Origin of the sequence: Acinetobacter sp. T_3_1 (assembly GCF_025377055.1) — a bacterium.
GTDB lineage: Bacteria > Pseudomonadota > Gammaproteobacteria > Pseudomonadales > Moraxellaceae > Acinetobacter > Acinetobacter kookii.
Window position 1 is genome coordinate 480,854 of sequence record NZ_JACHVD010000001.1, and the last position, 16,127, is coordinate 496,980.

Genomic DNA, 16,127 nt, shown 5'->3' on the forward strand with positions numbered 1-16,127 from the left:
TTCAGAGGGTTTTAACAGGTATGGCCAGTGTAATGAACCGATGTGGCAATGTTGTGTTCTAAGCGATAGATAATTTTACATTGCAAGTTGACATCATAGCTTTGTGATCGGGGCGTCACGGGTACAGGAATATTGCCGGCATCAATATCGGCAGGATTTTGCGCCATCGGTAGCGGAGTGCTGACAGGACGAATGACGGTATAAGTGAGCGTCTGATCATTTGCAATAGGCGCTAACACCTGCTGGTAACCGATGCTGTTTAAATCCAGCCTGGCCTGAATGCTTTGACTGGTCTGCCCGATAAATTGCTGTAAATAGGCATCACGTTGTTGTGCACTGGTTGTCGGTGATGTTGAGCAGCCATACAACAAGCTCATCATTAAGCCCAGAATTGCAAAAAGACCGAAGGTGTGAAGAAATGACATTGCCTTTTCTCCATTGAAATAAAACTTTATTTTAAACAGAGAAATTTGAATGAACGTTGTGATTTGATACACGGTCGGTAAATGGTCATTGCAATAAAAAAAAGCCACTGTTTAAGTGGCTTTTGCTTACGCTAAAACTTAGCGTGCACGATAAGTAATACGACCCTTCGTTAAATCGTAAGGCGTCATTTCTACTTTCACACTGTCGCCGGTCAAAATACGAATATAGTGTTTACGCATTTTACCAGAGATGTGGGCAATCACTTCGTGACCGTTTTCTAAACGTACACGGAACATAGTATTAGGAAGCGTCTCGGTGACAACGCCTTCGAACTCGATGAGTTCCTCTTTATTGGCCATAGCCTACCTGAATGAATAAATTGGAAAGGCGCAAATTATAGTCAATTTTTTTGCATAAAACAAGGCGCAATGCGGCTTTGCTCGTTCATCTGTCAGTTAAATAAGCGAACCCTCCGTATACAGATTTTCTGTAAAAAAGCGCATTGCCATGTTGTCAGTTTGGTCAATCGCAGTTAATCTAAAATCAATCTTTTTAAGTATAAATGAAGAACATACAAGGAAGGTCTTTGCGTGGGTCAGCTAACTGATGCATCAGTTGTTTTACGATTGGGCTATCAAGCCATTCGTCGTGCAGGTTTGCCAACTGAAGAAATTTTAATGAAAGCTGGTGTGGCCTTAAATCAGGTCGAAACCAATGACCGTACCCCGCTTAGTGCTCAATATGCGTTTTGGGTCGCTGCGGAAGAGGTCAGTAAAGATCCCGATATTGGTTTGCATTTGGGTGAACACCTGCCTTTATACCGTGGGCAAGTGATTGAACACCTGTTTATTTCCAGTGAAAACTTCGGTGAAGGGCTGAAGCGTGCTCTGGCTTATCAGCGCCTGATCAGTGATGCTTTTCATGCCAAGCTGGTGATTGAAGATGACCGTTGCTATTTGACCAATGGTGAGCAACCTTGGGGCGAAAATATCGTTAATCGGCATTTTTCCGAATGTGCGCTATCCGGCGTATTGCGTTTCTTCAAGTTTATTACCGAAGGTCGTTTTCAGCCGATCTATATCGATTTTAATTTCAGTCAGGGTGCACCTGATGATGAATATTTCCGGGTCTATGAATGTCCAGTCAGCTTAGGGCAAAAAGAAACCCGTTTATATTTCGATCCTGCAATTTTAGATTACCAGTTATGGCAAGCAGAACCGGAGCTGTTGCAGTTACATGAGCAACTGGCCATTGAAAAGCTGCAGGAGCTGGCGCGTTATGATCTGGTTGGTGAAGTGCGCCGCGCGATTGGTTCGACTTTAGAAAGTGGTGAAACCACTTTGGAAACCGTAGCCACGCATTTAAATATTACGCCGCGCCGTTTACGTACCCAGCTGAGTGAAGCCAATACCAGTTTTCAACAAATTCTGTCTGATTATCGCTGTCGTTTGGCAAAGAAATTATTGGCCAATACAGCGGAAAGTGTAGAACGGATTGTTTATCTCACTGGATTTTCCGAGCCGAGCACTTTTTATCGTGCCTTTAAGCGCTGGACCAATGAAACACCGGTGGAGTATCGTAAGCGCAAGCAGCGTTAAGTTCTTTGATTAAAAAATTCCCCTAAATCCCCCTTTGTCAAAGGGGGATTCTTCTAAACGCGTTTATAACGCGAGGAATTTTCCCCTCCTGTTAGGAGGGTTTAGGGGAGGTATTTATTTTTAAATGAACATTTCAAATTTAGAAGATATTTTTTATTCCGGCATATTCAGCCAATGCGGGCCTAATGGCATTTTCGGCAGATCAAACTGTTCTGGATAATCAGCGTGGATAAAATACAAGCCATCCGGTGGTGCGGTGATTCCTGCTGCTTTGCGGTCTTCAGCGGCAAAAATGCTATCAATATGATCAACATCATACATGCCCTGACCAATTTCCAGTAAACAGCCCATGATGTTACGTACCATATGGTGCAAGAAACCATCTGCCTGAATATCCAGCACCAGATAGCAACCATGTTGAATCAGGCGACAATGCTTGACATGACGAACCGGCTGGTTGGATTGACAGGCTGCGGCACGGAAACTTTCAAAGTTATGCGTGCCTTCAAACTTTTTCGCCGCTGCAATCATCTTTTCTACATCTAGCGGATAGTAGGCATGCGTGACCTGTTTATGCAGAAGCGCGGGGCGCTGCGGATTGTTGTAGACCACATAACGATAACGGCGTGCCTGAGCCTTAAAGCGGGCATGGAAATCATTGTCCATCTGCTTGATCCACTGAAAGGCGATATCTTTAGGTAGCTGGCTGTTTGCCCCCATCAGCCAGCCACGAATCGGGCGGATGGCATGGGTATCGAAATGGGCCACCATATTGGTGGCATGCACTCCGGCATCGGTACGACCCGCACCGTGCAAAATGATCGGTTCATCGGCAATTTTGCTCAGCACTTTTTCAATGGTTTCCTGCACGCTTGGAACGCCAGGCTGCTGAGTTTGCCAGCCTCTATATCGAACGCCACAAAACTCAATACCGACCGCAAAACGTTGCATATTTACCTCAAATTACACGTGATCATGCCAATGAGCCTGCCATTGGTCTACAGCGTCGTATTGTAAATACATTTTTAGTGCTTTTGCATAAAGATCTGCATGTCCCAGACAATCACTCAGGATGATATTAGCTTGCAGTGTCCATTGGCTAATGGCATAACGCTGGTCAATTCCCCCAAAAGGCACTTGAGTGGTTAAAATCACCGCACAGCCAGCTTGTTGCAGTTTTTGAATGCAAGTAATCAGTTGATCATTCACTGCCAGATTTCCTGTACCAAAGCCTTGCAGAATCAGGAAGTTTGGTGGGGCCTGACAAATGGTTTGCAGATTGGCAATCTGCTGGACCAAATCCAGGGGCTGCATCATCAGGCTTAAACAGTTAAAGGTCGCAGCCTTGCTGATATCATCCTCATGGACGATATAGCTGGGGCTATGGGCAATAGGTTCGGCTGCATTGATTCCGCTAAAGGCATCCAGTTCTGTGGTATGAATTTTTAATGCGGTCTGGGCATGAACCAAATGATGATGAAAAGCCAAATAAACCCCTACCGGATATTTAACTACACAGTCCAATGCAAAGTTCAAATTGTCAATCGCATCGGTAAATTCGCGGGTATTGTCTCCCGCCGTATTTAACAGGGGATACTGGCTACCGGTCATGACCACATGTGCAGATTGGCCCAAAAAGCGTGACAGGACGGCGCTGGCATAACTGAGGGTATCCGTTCCATGAATAATCACAAAATGTTCAAAATGCTGTAGCTGAAGCTGTTGAATAGATTGAACCAGTTTCAGCCAGTCTGGGGCTGTACAGGCACTACTGTCCTGAATGGCCGGTGCAACAAAACATTCGATCTGCTGATCGAGAGGGAGAACATGTTGCAGTTTCGGAATAAATTGCCCGGCCGGCATCGGGCTGAGTGGATCACCAATACAGCCAAATGTACCGCCCATATAGATTAATGCTATTTTTTTCATCATAAAAAAAAGCAGCCAAGGATGACTGCTTTATAGTAGATCGAAATCGCTTAAGATGCTATTTGATTGCGTAAATGATCTGCCTGCTGGCGTTGTTCAGGCGTATAGCCAGCCTCTTGCTCTGACAGTAATTCGCGTGCCGATTCCAATGCGCCGAGCTGAATGTATTGCTGTGCCAGTTCCAGATTCAGGTTGATTTCATCCACTTCAGTCAGCTCAGGGAAGGATTGAACCAATGGATCATTTTTATCTGTTTTGGCTGCAGATGAGCTGATATTGCTAATATCAAAGTTTACGCCTGCAGCTTTTGCTGGCACTACTTCCGCAGCTGGCTCTTTAATCGTGCTTGCAGGCTCTAAATTAAAGTCCAGATCCAGACTTGGTGTGGTCTCTTCAGCTGCAACTTTTGTTTCAGCTGCTGGCACTTCTGCAATGGAAAAATCAAAATTAAATTCAGGTTTTTCTTCTACAGCAGGTTCAATACTGGCAGCTTTCTCAGTTGCCAGTTGTTCGGTTGTTGCAGTGTCTAAACTAAATGAGAAATCCAAAGGCTGGATTTCTTGAGCCGGGGCAGCTTCTGGCTGGCTTTCTGCGACAGGTGCAGGATCAAGATTGAGGTTGTTAAAATCTAGCGGCTTGATTTCTTCAGCAGGAGCAGGGGTGGCTTCAACTTTGGTTGCTGTATCTAAAGATAGGGTATTAAAATCAAGGGGTTTGATTTCTTCAACCGGAGTAGCTGCTATTTTTGCTTTTGGTGCTGAATCTACAGATGCAGAATTGAAATCAAGAGGTTTGATTTCTTCAACGGCTGCGGTTTGCGGAGCAAGCTGGTCTTGCTGTAACTGATCAAAGGCAAGATCATTTGTTGCAGCAGGTGCAACAGCATCACTCATTAAAGCATCAAAAGCAGCCGTAGTTTTTGTTTCTGCAACCGCTGGTTCAGCTGCTTTAGTAACAGTTGATGATGGCTTAAACTCAATCGTATCTTTAGCGTTTACACTTTCATGATTTGGGGTAGGAGCGACACTTTCTTGATCATAGGCTGCTTTTTTAGCAAGCGCCTGTTCCAGAAAATCATCCAGTTCTAATGAGCGCAGGTGATTAATCAGCTGGCTGATGGCAAATTCATCTTTTTGCAGGATGTGAATGTCCAGCAACAGCAAATACAACTCGTGCTGTGAATTGTCTTTATTTAAAGCCTGGTTAATCTGTGCTTCGGCAGAGAAAAAATTGTTTTCACGAATCAGGGCTTCAATTTTACTGCGGACATTGGCAGCTAAAGGGGTGGTTTTTTTCTTTGCAACAACAGTATCAGCAACTTCTTTTGTTTTTGTCACTGTTTTTTTAGTTGAGCTTACTTTTTGAGTTTTGCCCTTAGCTGTTGTTGTTTTACCTGATTCTTGGCTGTCTTGACGTTTTTTGAAAACGACCAAAACAATAATTAATATTACTAACGGAATCACATAAAGCAGCATGTTGTTACCCCTTGCAGGATTGAGTTTTTATCCATGAAACCCAATCCTAAAAAATCAAATTGTATAACACCTTAGTGCGTTGGCTTTTTCTGTACTTGTTGTGCTTTCAATTGTTGTTGCAATTGGGCTAGACGAGTATTTAATAGTTGAATTCTGTGATCCTTGTTACGCAATGCCAATTCTAACTGTGTTACGTTTCTCTGTAATTTAACGGTTTTTTCACGCGATGTCATAACTTTTAATGATAACTCATTTGAAGTTTGCTTTTTTTCTGTGTTCTTTTTGGCAGAACCGCTGGCTGAATCTTGTTCTTTCTCTGCAACCAGGCTCATTTCTGCCTGATTCAAGCGATATTTGGCCTTAGCCGACTGACTGGACGGTTTGGAAGGTGCTTTGGCTAAATGGGCAACTTTTGCTTTTGGCTCTTCTTTTGGGATGGTCCCAGTATTTAAATTCAAAGCGGCGCCGCGACGCAAACGGTTCACATCACCTTGAATAAACGCATGCTCATTATTGGCCTTGATTTGTTTCATGACTTCGCCAATCGGACGATTTTGCTCAGTGGCCACACGTGATGCAATTGCCCAGAGTGACTCATTTGACTGCACCACATGCTTGCTGGCCTGTGCTGTCACGGCAGGCTGAGGCGATGGTGCAGGTGCTGTTTCCGTTTTGCTTTTCGGCGCTGTAGCTGCTACAGGTTCTACTGCTACTTTGGGTTTAGCCATTTGTTGATGTGCAGATGCTGCATATTTTCTGGCTAAAGGATCTGTCGAGATACTAGGGGTTAAGGCATTTGAATTATTTGAAATTTTTGCTTCATTTTTTGTTGAAATTTTTGCCGGAATGGTACTCTTGCTTTCAGTCGGAGCATTTTGCGGAGTTTGAACCGGCTGTACAGATGGCACTGCCATTACAGAAATAACCACAGGTGCAGCAGAACTGTTTAAACTCGGTGGAGCAGCTTTATGGAGCATTAATGGCGCTTCAAATGATTGCTGAAGTGCCGTTTGTGGTTTTTCAATCCGATATTGCGTACTTTCAGGCAGTTGTAATGCAATATCCTTTTCACTGACAATGGTGATTGGGGTTAACGGTTTTTCATTGCCTGACAGTCGGGCCTGAACATTTGCCTGGCTGCGTTTCAGCGGGGTCCTGATATGCTGTAAACGTGTCGCATTGCCTTCCTGAATTTTTATAATAATGTTCAGTTCAGCATCCGTTAATGGGCGTGACGAGGTAATGGTAATGACACCATTGCCCGAGCTATCGCGACGGGTAAAGAAATTGAGATGTCCGGGAGCATGATAGGCAACACCTAAAGTTGCGATATCTTCCGCATCGGCCAGGCTGGCCTGAATTTGTGCCTGCGGATCAGCATTGCGGAAATTCATTTCTGCATACAGTAATTCACCTGCTGCAGATTGAACTTGAATAGGATCAATAGTAATCGCATGAATATTCTGCGAAGCAATAATGGCTAAAATGGCTATCTTTAATTTGTTATATACGGTCATCTTAATCTTTAGCTCGGTTTTTTTATCGCACTGCGAAAGTTATAGATTAACGAGGTGTTGAAGAATTGTAAAACATTTAACATAAAGGATACATAAAAAAAGCCGATCAATTGTGACCGGCTTTTCTTTCATTTAGCTATTAAGCATTTTTGTAATCGATCAGGATACGTAACATACGGCGTAAAGGTTCTGCAGCACCCCAGAGCAATTGGTCACCTACAGTGAATGCACCCAGGTATTCTTTACCCATGTTCAGCTTGCGTAAACGGCCCACTGGAACAGACAGGGTACCTGTGACTGCTACCGGAGTCAGATCAGTCATCGATGCTTCACGGGTGTTCGGCACAACTTTAGACCAGTCGTTTGCACTTGCGATGATATCTTCGATTTCATCAAGCGGTACATCTTTTTTCAGTTTCAATGTCAGTGCTTGAGAATGGCAGCGCATCGCACCAATACGTACACAATGGCCATCAATAGGAACAATCTGCGAGTTACCCAGGATTTTGTTGGTTTCAACCTGGCCTTTCCATTCTTCTTTCGACTGACCGCTTTCAAGCTGTTTGTCGATATACGGAATCAAGGAACCTGCTAAAGGCACGCCAAAGTTTGCTGATGGGAAACCTTCACCGCGTTGTAATGCCGCAATTTTAGAATCGATATCCAAAATTGGAGAGCGTGGGTCGTCTAACAAATCTTTGGTGTTATTATACAGATAGCCCATACCGTTGATGAGTTCACGCATGTTTTGCGCGCCCGCACCCGAAGCGGCCTGATAAGTCATTGAGGTTGCCCATTCCACCAGATTATTCTGGAACAGACCGCCTAAGCCCATCAGCATCAAGGAAACGGTGCAGTTACCGCCAACGAAAGTTTTAGTCCCGTTCACCAAACCATCTTTAATTACGTTCATGTTGACTGGGTCAAGCACGATGATGGCTTCATCCGCCATACGTAAGGTAGATGCCGCATCAATCCAGTAACCATTCCAGCCTTCAGCTTTCAGTTTCGGGAAAACTTCAGTGGTGTAATCACCACCCTGGCAGGTAATAATGACATCCATTTGCTTCAGACTGTTAAAGTCTGATGCATCCATAAGTGCTGGGGCAGTCTTACCGCCAAACGCAGGCGCTTCACCACCTGCATTACTGGTAGAAAAATAGAATGGCTCAAAATGAGCGAAATCATTCTCTTCAACCATACGTTGCATAAGGACGGAACCCACCATCCCGCGCCAACCGACCAGACCTACTTTCATGCCACTTCGCCTCGGTGCGTTAAAAAAAAATCAAAAGGGATTCGAGTGTATCAAAAAGGGACGTGACTGCAAGTACTACATAATGAAAACATCAATATTATTGAGCGAAATATCTTGTTTATGTTACATACAAAATTGATAAAGTTTTTCAACTGCAGATCAAATTACCAAGATAAAAAGAGTAAAGCTGATGATTTGGGTGGAAATAATTGCAGTTCTGGTGATATGGCTGACATTCTGGTCACTGATTCCACGGAATGAATGGTGGATTCGAGGTGCTGATTTTCCACGTTTGCAAATTCTGTTTCTAGGAGTGATTGCTTTTATTCTACTGCTGGTCTGGGATCAGCCTTGGAATTTAACACGGAAAATTATTTTTATCGGTCTGATGGCGGCACTGGCGTACCAGCTCAAAATGGTGCTGCCTTATACCTTTATCTGGAAAAAGCAGGTCAAGCATGTTCGCAAACATCAGCTGAATCCGGACAGACAAATTTCCCTGATTATTTCCAATGTCCTGACGACAAACAATAAATACCAGTTGCTGCTTGAGCAGATTCAAAAATACCAACCTGATTTGGTATTAACTTTGGAATCAGACCGGGTCTGGCAAAAAGCGCTTTCCGTGATTGAAAAAGATTATCCCTACCGGGTGCCTGTACCTCTGGATAATTTATACGGTATGCATCTGTATAGCCGTTTAGAGCTGAAAGATACCGAAGTCAAGTTCATCTTAAGTGATGAGATCCCTTCCATTCATACCACAGTCATTTTACGTTCAGGCCAGCCGGTACAGCTTTATTGCCTGCATCCCAAACCGCCCAGCCCCACTGAAGCGAAAGATTCAACCTTACGGGATGCGGAACTATTAATTGTGGGTGACCAGATCAAGGATCTGGATGAAAGCTGCATTGTGATGGGAGATTTGAATGACGTGGCCTGGTCGAGAACAACCCGACTGTTTCAGCGGATAAGTGGCCTGCTCGATCCACGGGTGGGGCGGCACTTTGTGAACACCTTCCATGCCGATTATCCCTTATTGCGTTGGTCACTGGATCATATTTTTCACAGTACCGATTTTGCCTTGGTGCGCATGAAAAGGTTGCCCTATATCGGTTCAGACCATTTTCCGGTATATGTGGTTTTACAGACAGGACGGATTTTTGAACAGGTGCAAGAGGAGTTGGAGCAAACCGATGCCGATGAACAGGAAGCACAAGAGACAATACAAGAAGGCATTGAAAAGGCTGAAAAAGAGGAAAAAATAGTCACTGATGAAATTGCCCAGGCCTATAAAAATGGGATCAAGCAAGTTGATTAAATAATAGAAAAGTGTACGAAATGGCTTACATTGTTTTAGGTCAATTGCGAATGGTTCTTTTTTCGAAACTCATTTAATCTAAACTCATCAGCCAAGGAGCCGGGAAAGGAATATCCCATTATGGAAGACGAAACAGGTGGCTGAGAGAAAGTCATCATGGATATGATGCAGCAATGGACAGCAATAACAAAATAAAAATAACACTTGGAAGCACAACCTCATGTACCCGAGTTTTGCAGGACGCAGAACTCGGGTTTATGGTTTTATAGAACATCCTAAAAATAAAATTTCAGTCATGTATTTATCAAAATTTCAAGAACTTAAAATTTATATCGTAAATTTTACGGAACTATCACGTGATGCTTTACATATTTATGCCGGGCTGACGCTATTCTTTATCGTGGCGTTTTTCCACCATCGTCAGTTGAAGTCGAAGTGGGCGATTTGGACTGTACTCATTGTTGCAATTGCTGCAGAGCTGTTTGATGCCCGTGATGATTTAATCAATCATGGGCTGTGGCGCATTGGTGCCAGTCTGCACGATATCATCAACACCATTTTCTGGCCGCTGCTCATTTGGCTCATGGCTAGATTTCGGGTGTGGAAGGGTTAAGCGTATCGAGGGGTTAATTCTATGATGACTTTTGCAATATCAATGCCTGCCATCCTCCTATATCCAATATTGACTAAAATGTGTTTTTAGTTTCGGTATTGCTCACCGCGTGTCGCCCTTGAAAAATGCCCCATCAATGCAGTCTATTTCAAGACTTGCTTATATAAGTGAAGCGTTTGATCACACATCTCTTTCAGGCTAAACATTGTGACCGGCTTCACTTGTTGCGGTTCATCCAGATGCTGCTTGACCGCATTGAACAGTGCAGCGTGATCATCCACGGCAATTAAACCTTGTGGATAGACCTGCGATAAAATTTCTGCCACGCCACCACGGTTCCAGCCAATCACTGGAGTGCCTACCGATAGTGCTTCTAAAGCGGTACGACCGAAAGTTTCTGCCTGATTGGAAAGGGAGAGTACCACATCGCTAAATGCCAGCCATTCACGAATATCTGAGCGATGCCCCACAAAAGTGATTTTGTCACTCAAGCCCTTGCTTTGAATGGTGTCCTGCATTTCTTTCAAATAAGCGGCTTTTTTCGGGTCAGCGCCGCCCACCACCACTGCATGCAAATTCGGGTAGTGCTGCTGTAATTTTTCGACCAATTCAATCAGGGTTTCATGGCCTTTTAAACGGGTAATCCGTCCTGGAAGGCAAAGCAGAAACTTGTTTTCCAGCTCGGGAAAATCTTTAAAGGTTTGATGCAGCCATTGTACTGACGGCTGATAACCATGCGGGAAAGCAACAGGGTCTATGCCACGGTAAATCCGCACAATATCCTGCGCTGGGCAGTTTTTGTAATTGTCAGTGATGTATTTGACCACACTGTCAGATACGGCAATGACTTTTTCAGCCCGGGTCATAATTTGGCTATAACGGTTAATCGAATAGAAGCCATGCACGGTACTGATTAAATGTGGCTGACGCGCGGCTGGAATGCCTTTTAAGGCAAAATGGGTCAGCCATGCAGGCACGCGGGAACGCACATGCACGATGTCGGGCTGGTGCTGCTCGATCAGCTGACGCAGTGGACGAATTTGCCATAAGCTCGACAGGGCTTTTTTATGAATGGCCAAGGTCAGATGCTTTGAGCCTTCGGCTTCAAGCTGGGCCACCAGCCGCCCACCATTCGACACCACCAAAGATTCATGACCCTCTGCAACCAGGGCGCGGGCGATTTCTAAAGTACCGCGTTCTACGCCACCGCTATTCAGTTCAGGAAGAAGTTGCATCACTTTCATGGTTTTTTGCCTTTAGGGTTGTCGCAAAGCGGAGTTTGACCGTTTATTTGTCCAGTATTTAGAGTTTATTTCTTACTTTTGTTTCGGCAAAAGTAACAAAACCATTTGTTGGACTGACGATACATCCATGATATCGCAGTCCAACGGGCGACATCCTTGTCGCCTTCACACGATAGTGGATTCTGTGCGAGGTTTCTTGGTTATCTTAATTAATATTTATCTTATTAATAGATTTCCTCAAAGCCTTCCGGACGGGTTTTAAAGCGACGATGGAACCACATATATTGGGTCGGGGCGATACGCAGCTGACGTTCAATAATCTGGTTGACCCGGGTGGCATCATCGACTTCATCTTCACTTGGCAGATTATCCACTACAGGTTCAATCAGCACGTGATAACGCGGATCTTTTAAATCACCAGTGCGATAAAAATATAAAGGAATGGGTACGGCTTTGGAGATTTTCAGTAAGCGACGATGTGCTGTTACTGTAGCGGCAGGCATACCGAAAAACGGTGCCATCACGCCTTGTTTTAAACCAAAATCCTGATCCGGGCTATACCAGATCGCGTGTCCCTCTTTCAGATTGCGGATCAGGCCACGCATGTCGTCATGGTCAATCTGATGGGCATAAATGGTGGCACGACAGCGGTAAATCAGCATGTCGAGCAGGGGATTGTTCTGCGGACGATAGACCACATCCGGTTCGAAATACTGGGCACACAGGTAGCCACCGGCATCCAGCAAGGTGGAATGCGTTCCGAGCAATAAAACCCCTTTTCCTGCGGCTTGGGCATTTTGAATATGTTCCAGACCTTCAATCGTGACGCGGCCTTTAAACCAGTGCGGGCAATACCAGGCATTCAAGGTTTCAAAGATCCCAATCATCTGGTCGATAAAAACCTGACGCGCATGTTCCTGTACCTGTTCAGGCGTCCATTCAGGAAAACAGACTTCCAGATTACGGACTGTGGTTTTACGCCGAGATTTCAGCTTGTTGAACGCCAGATTGCCCAGAAAAGTGGCCAGACGGTACTGAAATGCCCAGGGTAAAATCGCCAAAATCATCAGAAATACAATCCCAATCCAGATGCCCCAATATTGAGGCAGCAGGAAAGACCATTGGAATTCTCCGGGAGTGTAATCTGGCTTTTTACTCATAGTGACCATTTTGAACAAAAGTTTTTTGCAAGTGTAACATGAAGTTATTTTTTAAATAAAAAAGCACCTGTAAAGTCAATTACAGGTGCCCGCATGATGAACCAGATCAATTGCCGTTAACAAGATTTTCCAATTCTTCCCAACGCTCTAATTTTTCCAGTAACAGGTCATCAATTTCAGTCAGGCGGTTGGAAAGTTTCATGGCTTTGTCTGCATCGCTCACAAACAGGGAACCATCGGCAAGTTGAGCGTTAATTTCAGCTTGCTCTTTTTCCAGCGCTTCCATTTCAGCAGGCAGTTGCTCTAAAGCACGCTGATCTTTATAGCTGAGTTTCACTTTCTTTGCTGGAGCAGGTTCAGCGGCTTTGGCTTCTGCTTTGGCCACGGCTTTTTTGACATCACTTTTCTGATCCACCACGGTCTGATCAGGACGTTGTTGCAAGTAATCCTGATAGCCGCCGATGTATTCATCGATATTGCCTTTACCGTCAAATACCCAGGTCGACGTAACCACGTTGTCCATAAAGGCACGGTCATGCGAAATCAGCAACAGGGTACCTTTATAATCGCCGAGCATTTCTTCCAGCAGTTCAAGCGTTACCATATCCAGGTCGTTGGTGGGTTCGTCCATCACAATCAGGTTGGATGGTTTGAGCAACAGTTTGGCAAGCAGAATACGGTTACGTTCACCACCGGAAAGAGCTTTGACCGGGGTACGCGCACGTTCAGGCGAGAACAGGAAGTCCTGTAAATAGCTATAGATATGACGACGCCCACCGTTGACATCAACAAAGTCCGAACCTTCAGAGACGTTTGCCGCCACGGATTTTTCCAGATCCAGTGCATTACGCAGCTGGTCAAAGTAGGCAACCTCAAGCTGGGTACCGGTTTTCACCGAACCGCCATGTTCAATTTCACCTAAAATGGCTTTAATCAGGGTGGTTTTGCCGACACCGTTATCACCGACTAAACCAATGCGGTCGCCACGTAAGACCAGCGCTGAGAAATCCTTGATAATGGGTTCCTGATTGTCAAATGCCACACGTAGATGCTCAATTTCGAACACCATTTTGCCTGAACGGTTGGCTTCCTGAGTCGCCATGCTGACTTTGCCTTGCTGGAAGCGACGTGCCTTGGATTCTTCACGTAAGGCTTTTAAGGCACGGACACGGCCTTCGTTACGGGTACGGCGTGCTTTAATGCCTTGGCGAATCCAGGCTTCTTCTTCGGCCAGTTTTTTATCAAACAGCGCATTCTGCTTTTCTTCGGCTTCCATTTGCTGCGCTTTTAAGTCGAGATAACGTGAATAGTTACCTTCATAGCTGCGTAAAATGCCGCGATCCAGCTCTACAATACGGGTGGCAATGTTGTCGACAAATGAACGGTCATGCGAAATAAATAACAGAGTCAGGTTATTTTGATCGAGCAGGAATTTTTCCAACCATTCAATACTTTCAACGTCCAGATGGTTGGTCGGTTCATCCAGCAGCAACACATCGGGTTGCATCAACAAAGCACGGGCGAGCAGTACACGACGTTTACGACCACCGGACAAATCAGCCAGATCTGCCTCAGGATCTAGCCCCATCTTGCTTAAAATGGAATTGACTTTGGTCTCTAAAGCCCAGCCATCCAGCTGATCCATTTTATGTTGCAAATGACCCATACGGTCGCAGGCTTCCATATCTCCCAGTACACAGGCATCACTGGCTTCATGATATGCTTTTAATACTTCGGCAGCTTCACCTGCACCCTCGGCAACAATATCAGCGACTTTGCCGGAATCCATCGGGACATCCTGAGCCAGCATGGAGATGGTAATGCCATTTTGCAACGAAACTTCACCGCTATCAGGCAGTAAACTTCCTTCGATGAGTTTAAGTAAGGTAGACTTACCTTCACCATTACGGCCAATCAAACAGACCCGTTCACCGCGTTCCAGATTAAAGTTCGCGCCGTCGAGCAGGGACGGTCCGCCAAACGCAAGTTGGACATCCCTTAAAGTAATATAGGCCATACTGTTTCCTGAAATCCCCAATGAGGACTTAAAATGACTAAACAAAAAAATCTTAATGATCAGGCGTCATTTTCCGCACACTTGGAAGATTTGCAAGTCCGAATTACATTTTTAGATGATTTAGTTGAACAACTCAATGAACAGGTGACACGCCAACATATTGAAATTATGGATTTAAAGAAGCAAATGCAGCTGCTTTATCAGCGTGTGGAATCGGCCGATTTATCGGAAGGCATTGCTGCATTTGACCCGATGACCAACCGCCCACCGCATTATTGAGCCGGACCCGTCCGTGTATTAAAGCCTTGGTATTGATCAGGGCTTTTTTATTTGAAAAAGAACTTAACTTATCCTTTTCTGCGCCATTGAATAACCTTCTAAACGCAGGGCATTCCGGTTAAGTTATGGCGCAGAATAGAAAACCTCAAGCATAAAATATTTGACCTTTGCCATGGTTCCCGTTCTAATGCACCGCATCTGCCTAGCCGAACTGTCTATTCGAAGATATGAGTCATAAAGTCGTTCTTCTTGATCTTGAAAATAATATGCCGACTGCGCAATTGTTACGTAACATCATTCCGCATTACGCGGCAATTTACCTGTTTAATTGCCAGGGAAAATTTGAATATTCTCTGGAAGATTTAACAGAATTTTCAAGTTGGGTCAGCAGCGGGCAAGTGGTCATTCTGGAAACGGCAGAAGTCGAGCATAAAGAGTTTGAATACGCAGTTGTGGTTGGACAACTGCTTGCGCTGCTAGATGCCGATACCTCTATTGAACTCATATCTGCCATGCCAAGCAGTGAAACGCTGCTAGAAATGCTGCAGTCTTCCAACCTGAACTGTAGCCTGATTCAGGTTCAGGCTGAAGAACCGGCTTTAAATTCAAAATACAAAATTCCCAGTGTCGAGACCATTCTGCAAAAACCTGATTTGCTGTTAGTCAAAAAGTATTGTGATGCTTTGGGGAAAATGAAGGGCAAACCGAATACGCTGGAGAAACTGAAGAACTCGCTGGCAAATATTTTGCAAGTCGAAAATGATCAGCTTCAGCATCTCACTGGCTTATTGATTAATCTGAAAATTGTAAAACGTTTTGACCAGCAAATCAGTTTCCGTAAAAAAGTCATTAAGCAATGGATGCAACTGGACTTTGAGCAGAAAATATCGGTAGAAAAAGCTCAAAATATTTCCGCTGCTTTTGCGGAGTTATCTACTGAATCTTCACAACAAGACGTAGAAGAAGTGCAGGACGGACAGGCCAAAACATTGCATCAGGCGCAAAAAGAGTTATTTAAAAACTTTTCCAAGATTGATCCGGTGCAGGTGATTGTGGCGCAAAAACTACGCGAATTAAAATCCGATAAACCCAAAGACATTTATGCCTTGCGCGATTTGCTGGAGCAGCTTTTCCCGAAGTCGGATGTGCGATTGTTGCTTAAGGAATTGATTGAAAAGGGATATATTTACTGGAATGGCAGTGAAGTCCTGTATAGTCATGAGCTGTTCCTGAATTAATTTCATCGCTGTAACTTGCGTTTTATATTCAGCTTATGCAACTCTAATAAAG

Annotated in this window: 15 protein-coding genes; 5 read left to right on the plus strand and 10 right to left on the minus strand. The window is 44.5% G+C overall.

The window, feature by feature from the left end; all coding sequences use genetic code 11:
• Positions 1–11 precede the first annotated feature (11 nt).
• Together H4I94_RS02140 and infA are read right to left on the minus strand one after the other, a co-directional pair.
• Positions 12–425, minus strand: coding sequence for a hypothetical protein (locus H4I94_RS02140; RefSeq protein WP_261181236.1), 414 nt, complete (start codon positions 423–425; stop codon positions 12–14).
• 138 nt (positions 426–563) lie between these two features.
• Complete coding sequence (infA, locus tag H4I94_RS02145; RefSeq protein ID WP_001284370.1) at positions 564–785, minus strand: translation initiation factor IF-1; 222 nt, start codon at positions 783–785, stop codon at positions 564–566.
• Positions 786–1,016: 231 nt separating this feature from the next.
• On the opposite strand from infA, the gene H4I94_RS02150 reads away from it, so the two are divergent.
• Positions 1,017–2,024, plus strand: coding sequence for an AraC family transcriptional regulator (locus H4I94_RS02150; RefSeq protein WP_086195313.1), 1,008 nt, complete (start codon positions 1,017–1,019; stop codon positions 2,022–2,024).
• 153 nt (positions 2,025–2,177) lie between these two features.
• Here H4I94_RS02150 and truA read toward each other — a convergent pair whose 3' ends face one another.
• The 5 genes from truA to asd form a co-directional block, all read right to left on the minus strand.
• On the minus strand, positions 2,178–2,975 hold the full coding sequence (gene truA, locus H4I94_RS02155) for a tRNA pseudouridine(38-40) synthase TruA (protein WP_261181238.1): 798 nt from the start codon (positions 2,973–2,975) through the stop codon (positions 2,178–2,180).
• Between the two features lie 12 nt (positions 2,976–2,987).
• Positions 2,988–3,956: an asparaginase gene (locus tag H4I94_RS02160; RefSeq protein ID WP_131272864.1), complete on the minus strand. Its 969-nt coding sequence runs from the start codon at positions 3,954–3,956 to the stop codon at positions 2,988–2,990.
• A gap of 47 nt (positions 3,957–4,003) precedes the next feature.
• Positions 4,004–5,428 (minus strand): hypothetical protein, encoded by a 1,425-nt coding sequence (locus H4I94_RS02165; RefSeq protein ID WP_261181239.1) that lies wholly within the window; start codon positions 5,426–5,428, stop codon positions 4,004–4,006.
• Between the two features lie 71 nt (positions 5,429–5,499).
• On the minus strand, positions 5,500–6,945 hold the full coding sequence (locus H4I94_RS02170) for a hypothetical protein (RefSeq protein ID WP_261181240.1): 1,446 nt from the start codon (positions 6,943–6,945) through the stop codon (positions 5,500–5,502).
• Between the two features lie 139 nt (positions 6,946–7,084).
• Positions 7,085–8,203: an aspartate-semialdehyde dehydrogenase gene (gene asd / locus H4I94_RS02175; protein ID WP_261181241.1), complete on the minus strand. Its 1,119-nt coding sequence runs from the start codon at positions 8,201–8,203 to the stop codon at positions 7,085–7,087.
• Between the two features lie 190 nt (positions 8,204–8,393).
• On the opposite strand from asd, the gene H4I94_RS02180 reads away from it, so the two are divergent.
• Positions 8,394–9,524, plus strand: a complete 1,131-nt coding sequence (locus H4I94_RS02180) for an endonuclease/exonuclease/phosphatase family protein (protein ID WP_261181243.1) — start codon at positions 8,394–8,396, stop codon at positions 9,522–9,524.
• Between the two features lie 220 nt (positions 9,525–9,744).
• Positions 9,745–10,137, plus strand: coding sequence for a hypothetical protein (locus H4I94_RS02185; protein WP_261181244.1), 393 nt, complete (start codon positions 9,745–9,747; stop codon positions 10,135–10,137).
• Positions 10,138–10,280: 143 nt separating this feature from the next.
• On the opposite strand, the gene H4I94_RS02190 is transcribed toward H4I94_RS02185, so the two are convergent.
• From H4I94_RS02190 to H4I94_RS02200, 3 genes are all read right to left on the minus strand, one after another.
• Positions 10,281–11,381 (minus strand): glycosyltransferase family 4 protein, encoded by a 1,101-nt coding sequence (locus tag H4I94_RS02190; RefSeq protein ID WP_261181245.1) that lies wholly within the window; start codon positions 11,379–11,381, stop codon positions 10,281–10,283.
• 224 nt (positions 11,382–11,605) lie between these two features.
• Positions 11,606–12,541, minus strand: coding sequence for a lauroyl acyltransferase (locus tag H4I94_RS02195; RefSeq protein WP_261181246.1), 936 nt, complete (start codon positions 12,539–12,541; stop codon positions 11,606–11,608).
• A 106-nt stretch (positions 12,542–12,647) separates the two neighbouring features.
• On the minus strand, positions 12,648–14,558 hold the full coding sequence (locus H4I94_RS02200; RefSeq protein ID WP_261181247.1) for an ATP-binding cassette domain-containing protein: 1,911 nt from the start codon (positions 14,556–14,558) through the stop codon (positions 12,648–12,650).
• A gap of 33 nt (positions 14,559–14,591) precedes the next feature.
• Here H4I94_RS02200 and H4I94_RS02205 point away from each other — a divergent pair, with 33 nt between their 5' ends.
• Entirely contained in the window at positions 14,592–14,837 is a 246-nt protein-coding gene (locus H4I94_RS02205) for a SlyX family protein (protein ID WP_092819062.1), read from the plus strand.
• A 227-nt stretch (positions 14,838–15,064) separates the two neighbouring features.
• A complete protein-coding gene (locus H4I94_RS02210; RefSeq protein ID WP_261181248.1) occupies positions 15,065–16,075 on the plus strand; it encodes a hypothetical protein in 1,011 nt (336 codons plus the stop codon).
• Positions 16,076–16,127 lie beyond the last annotated feature (52 nt).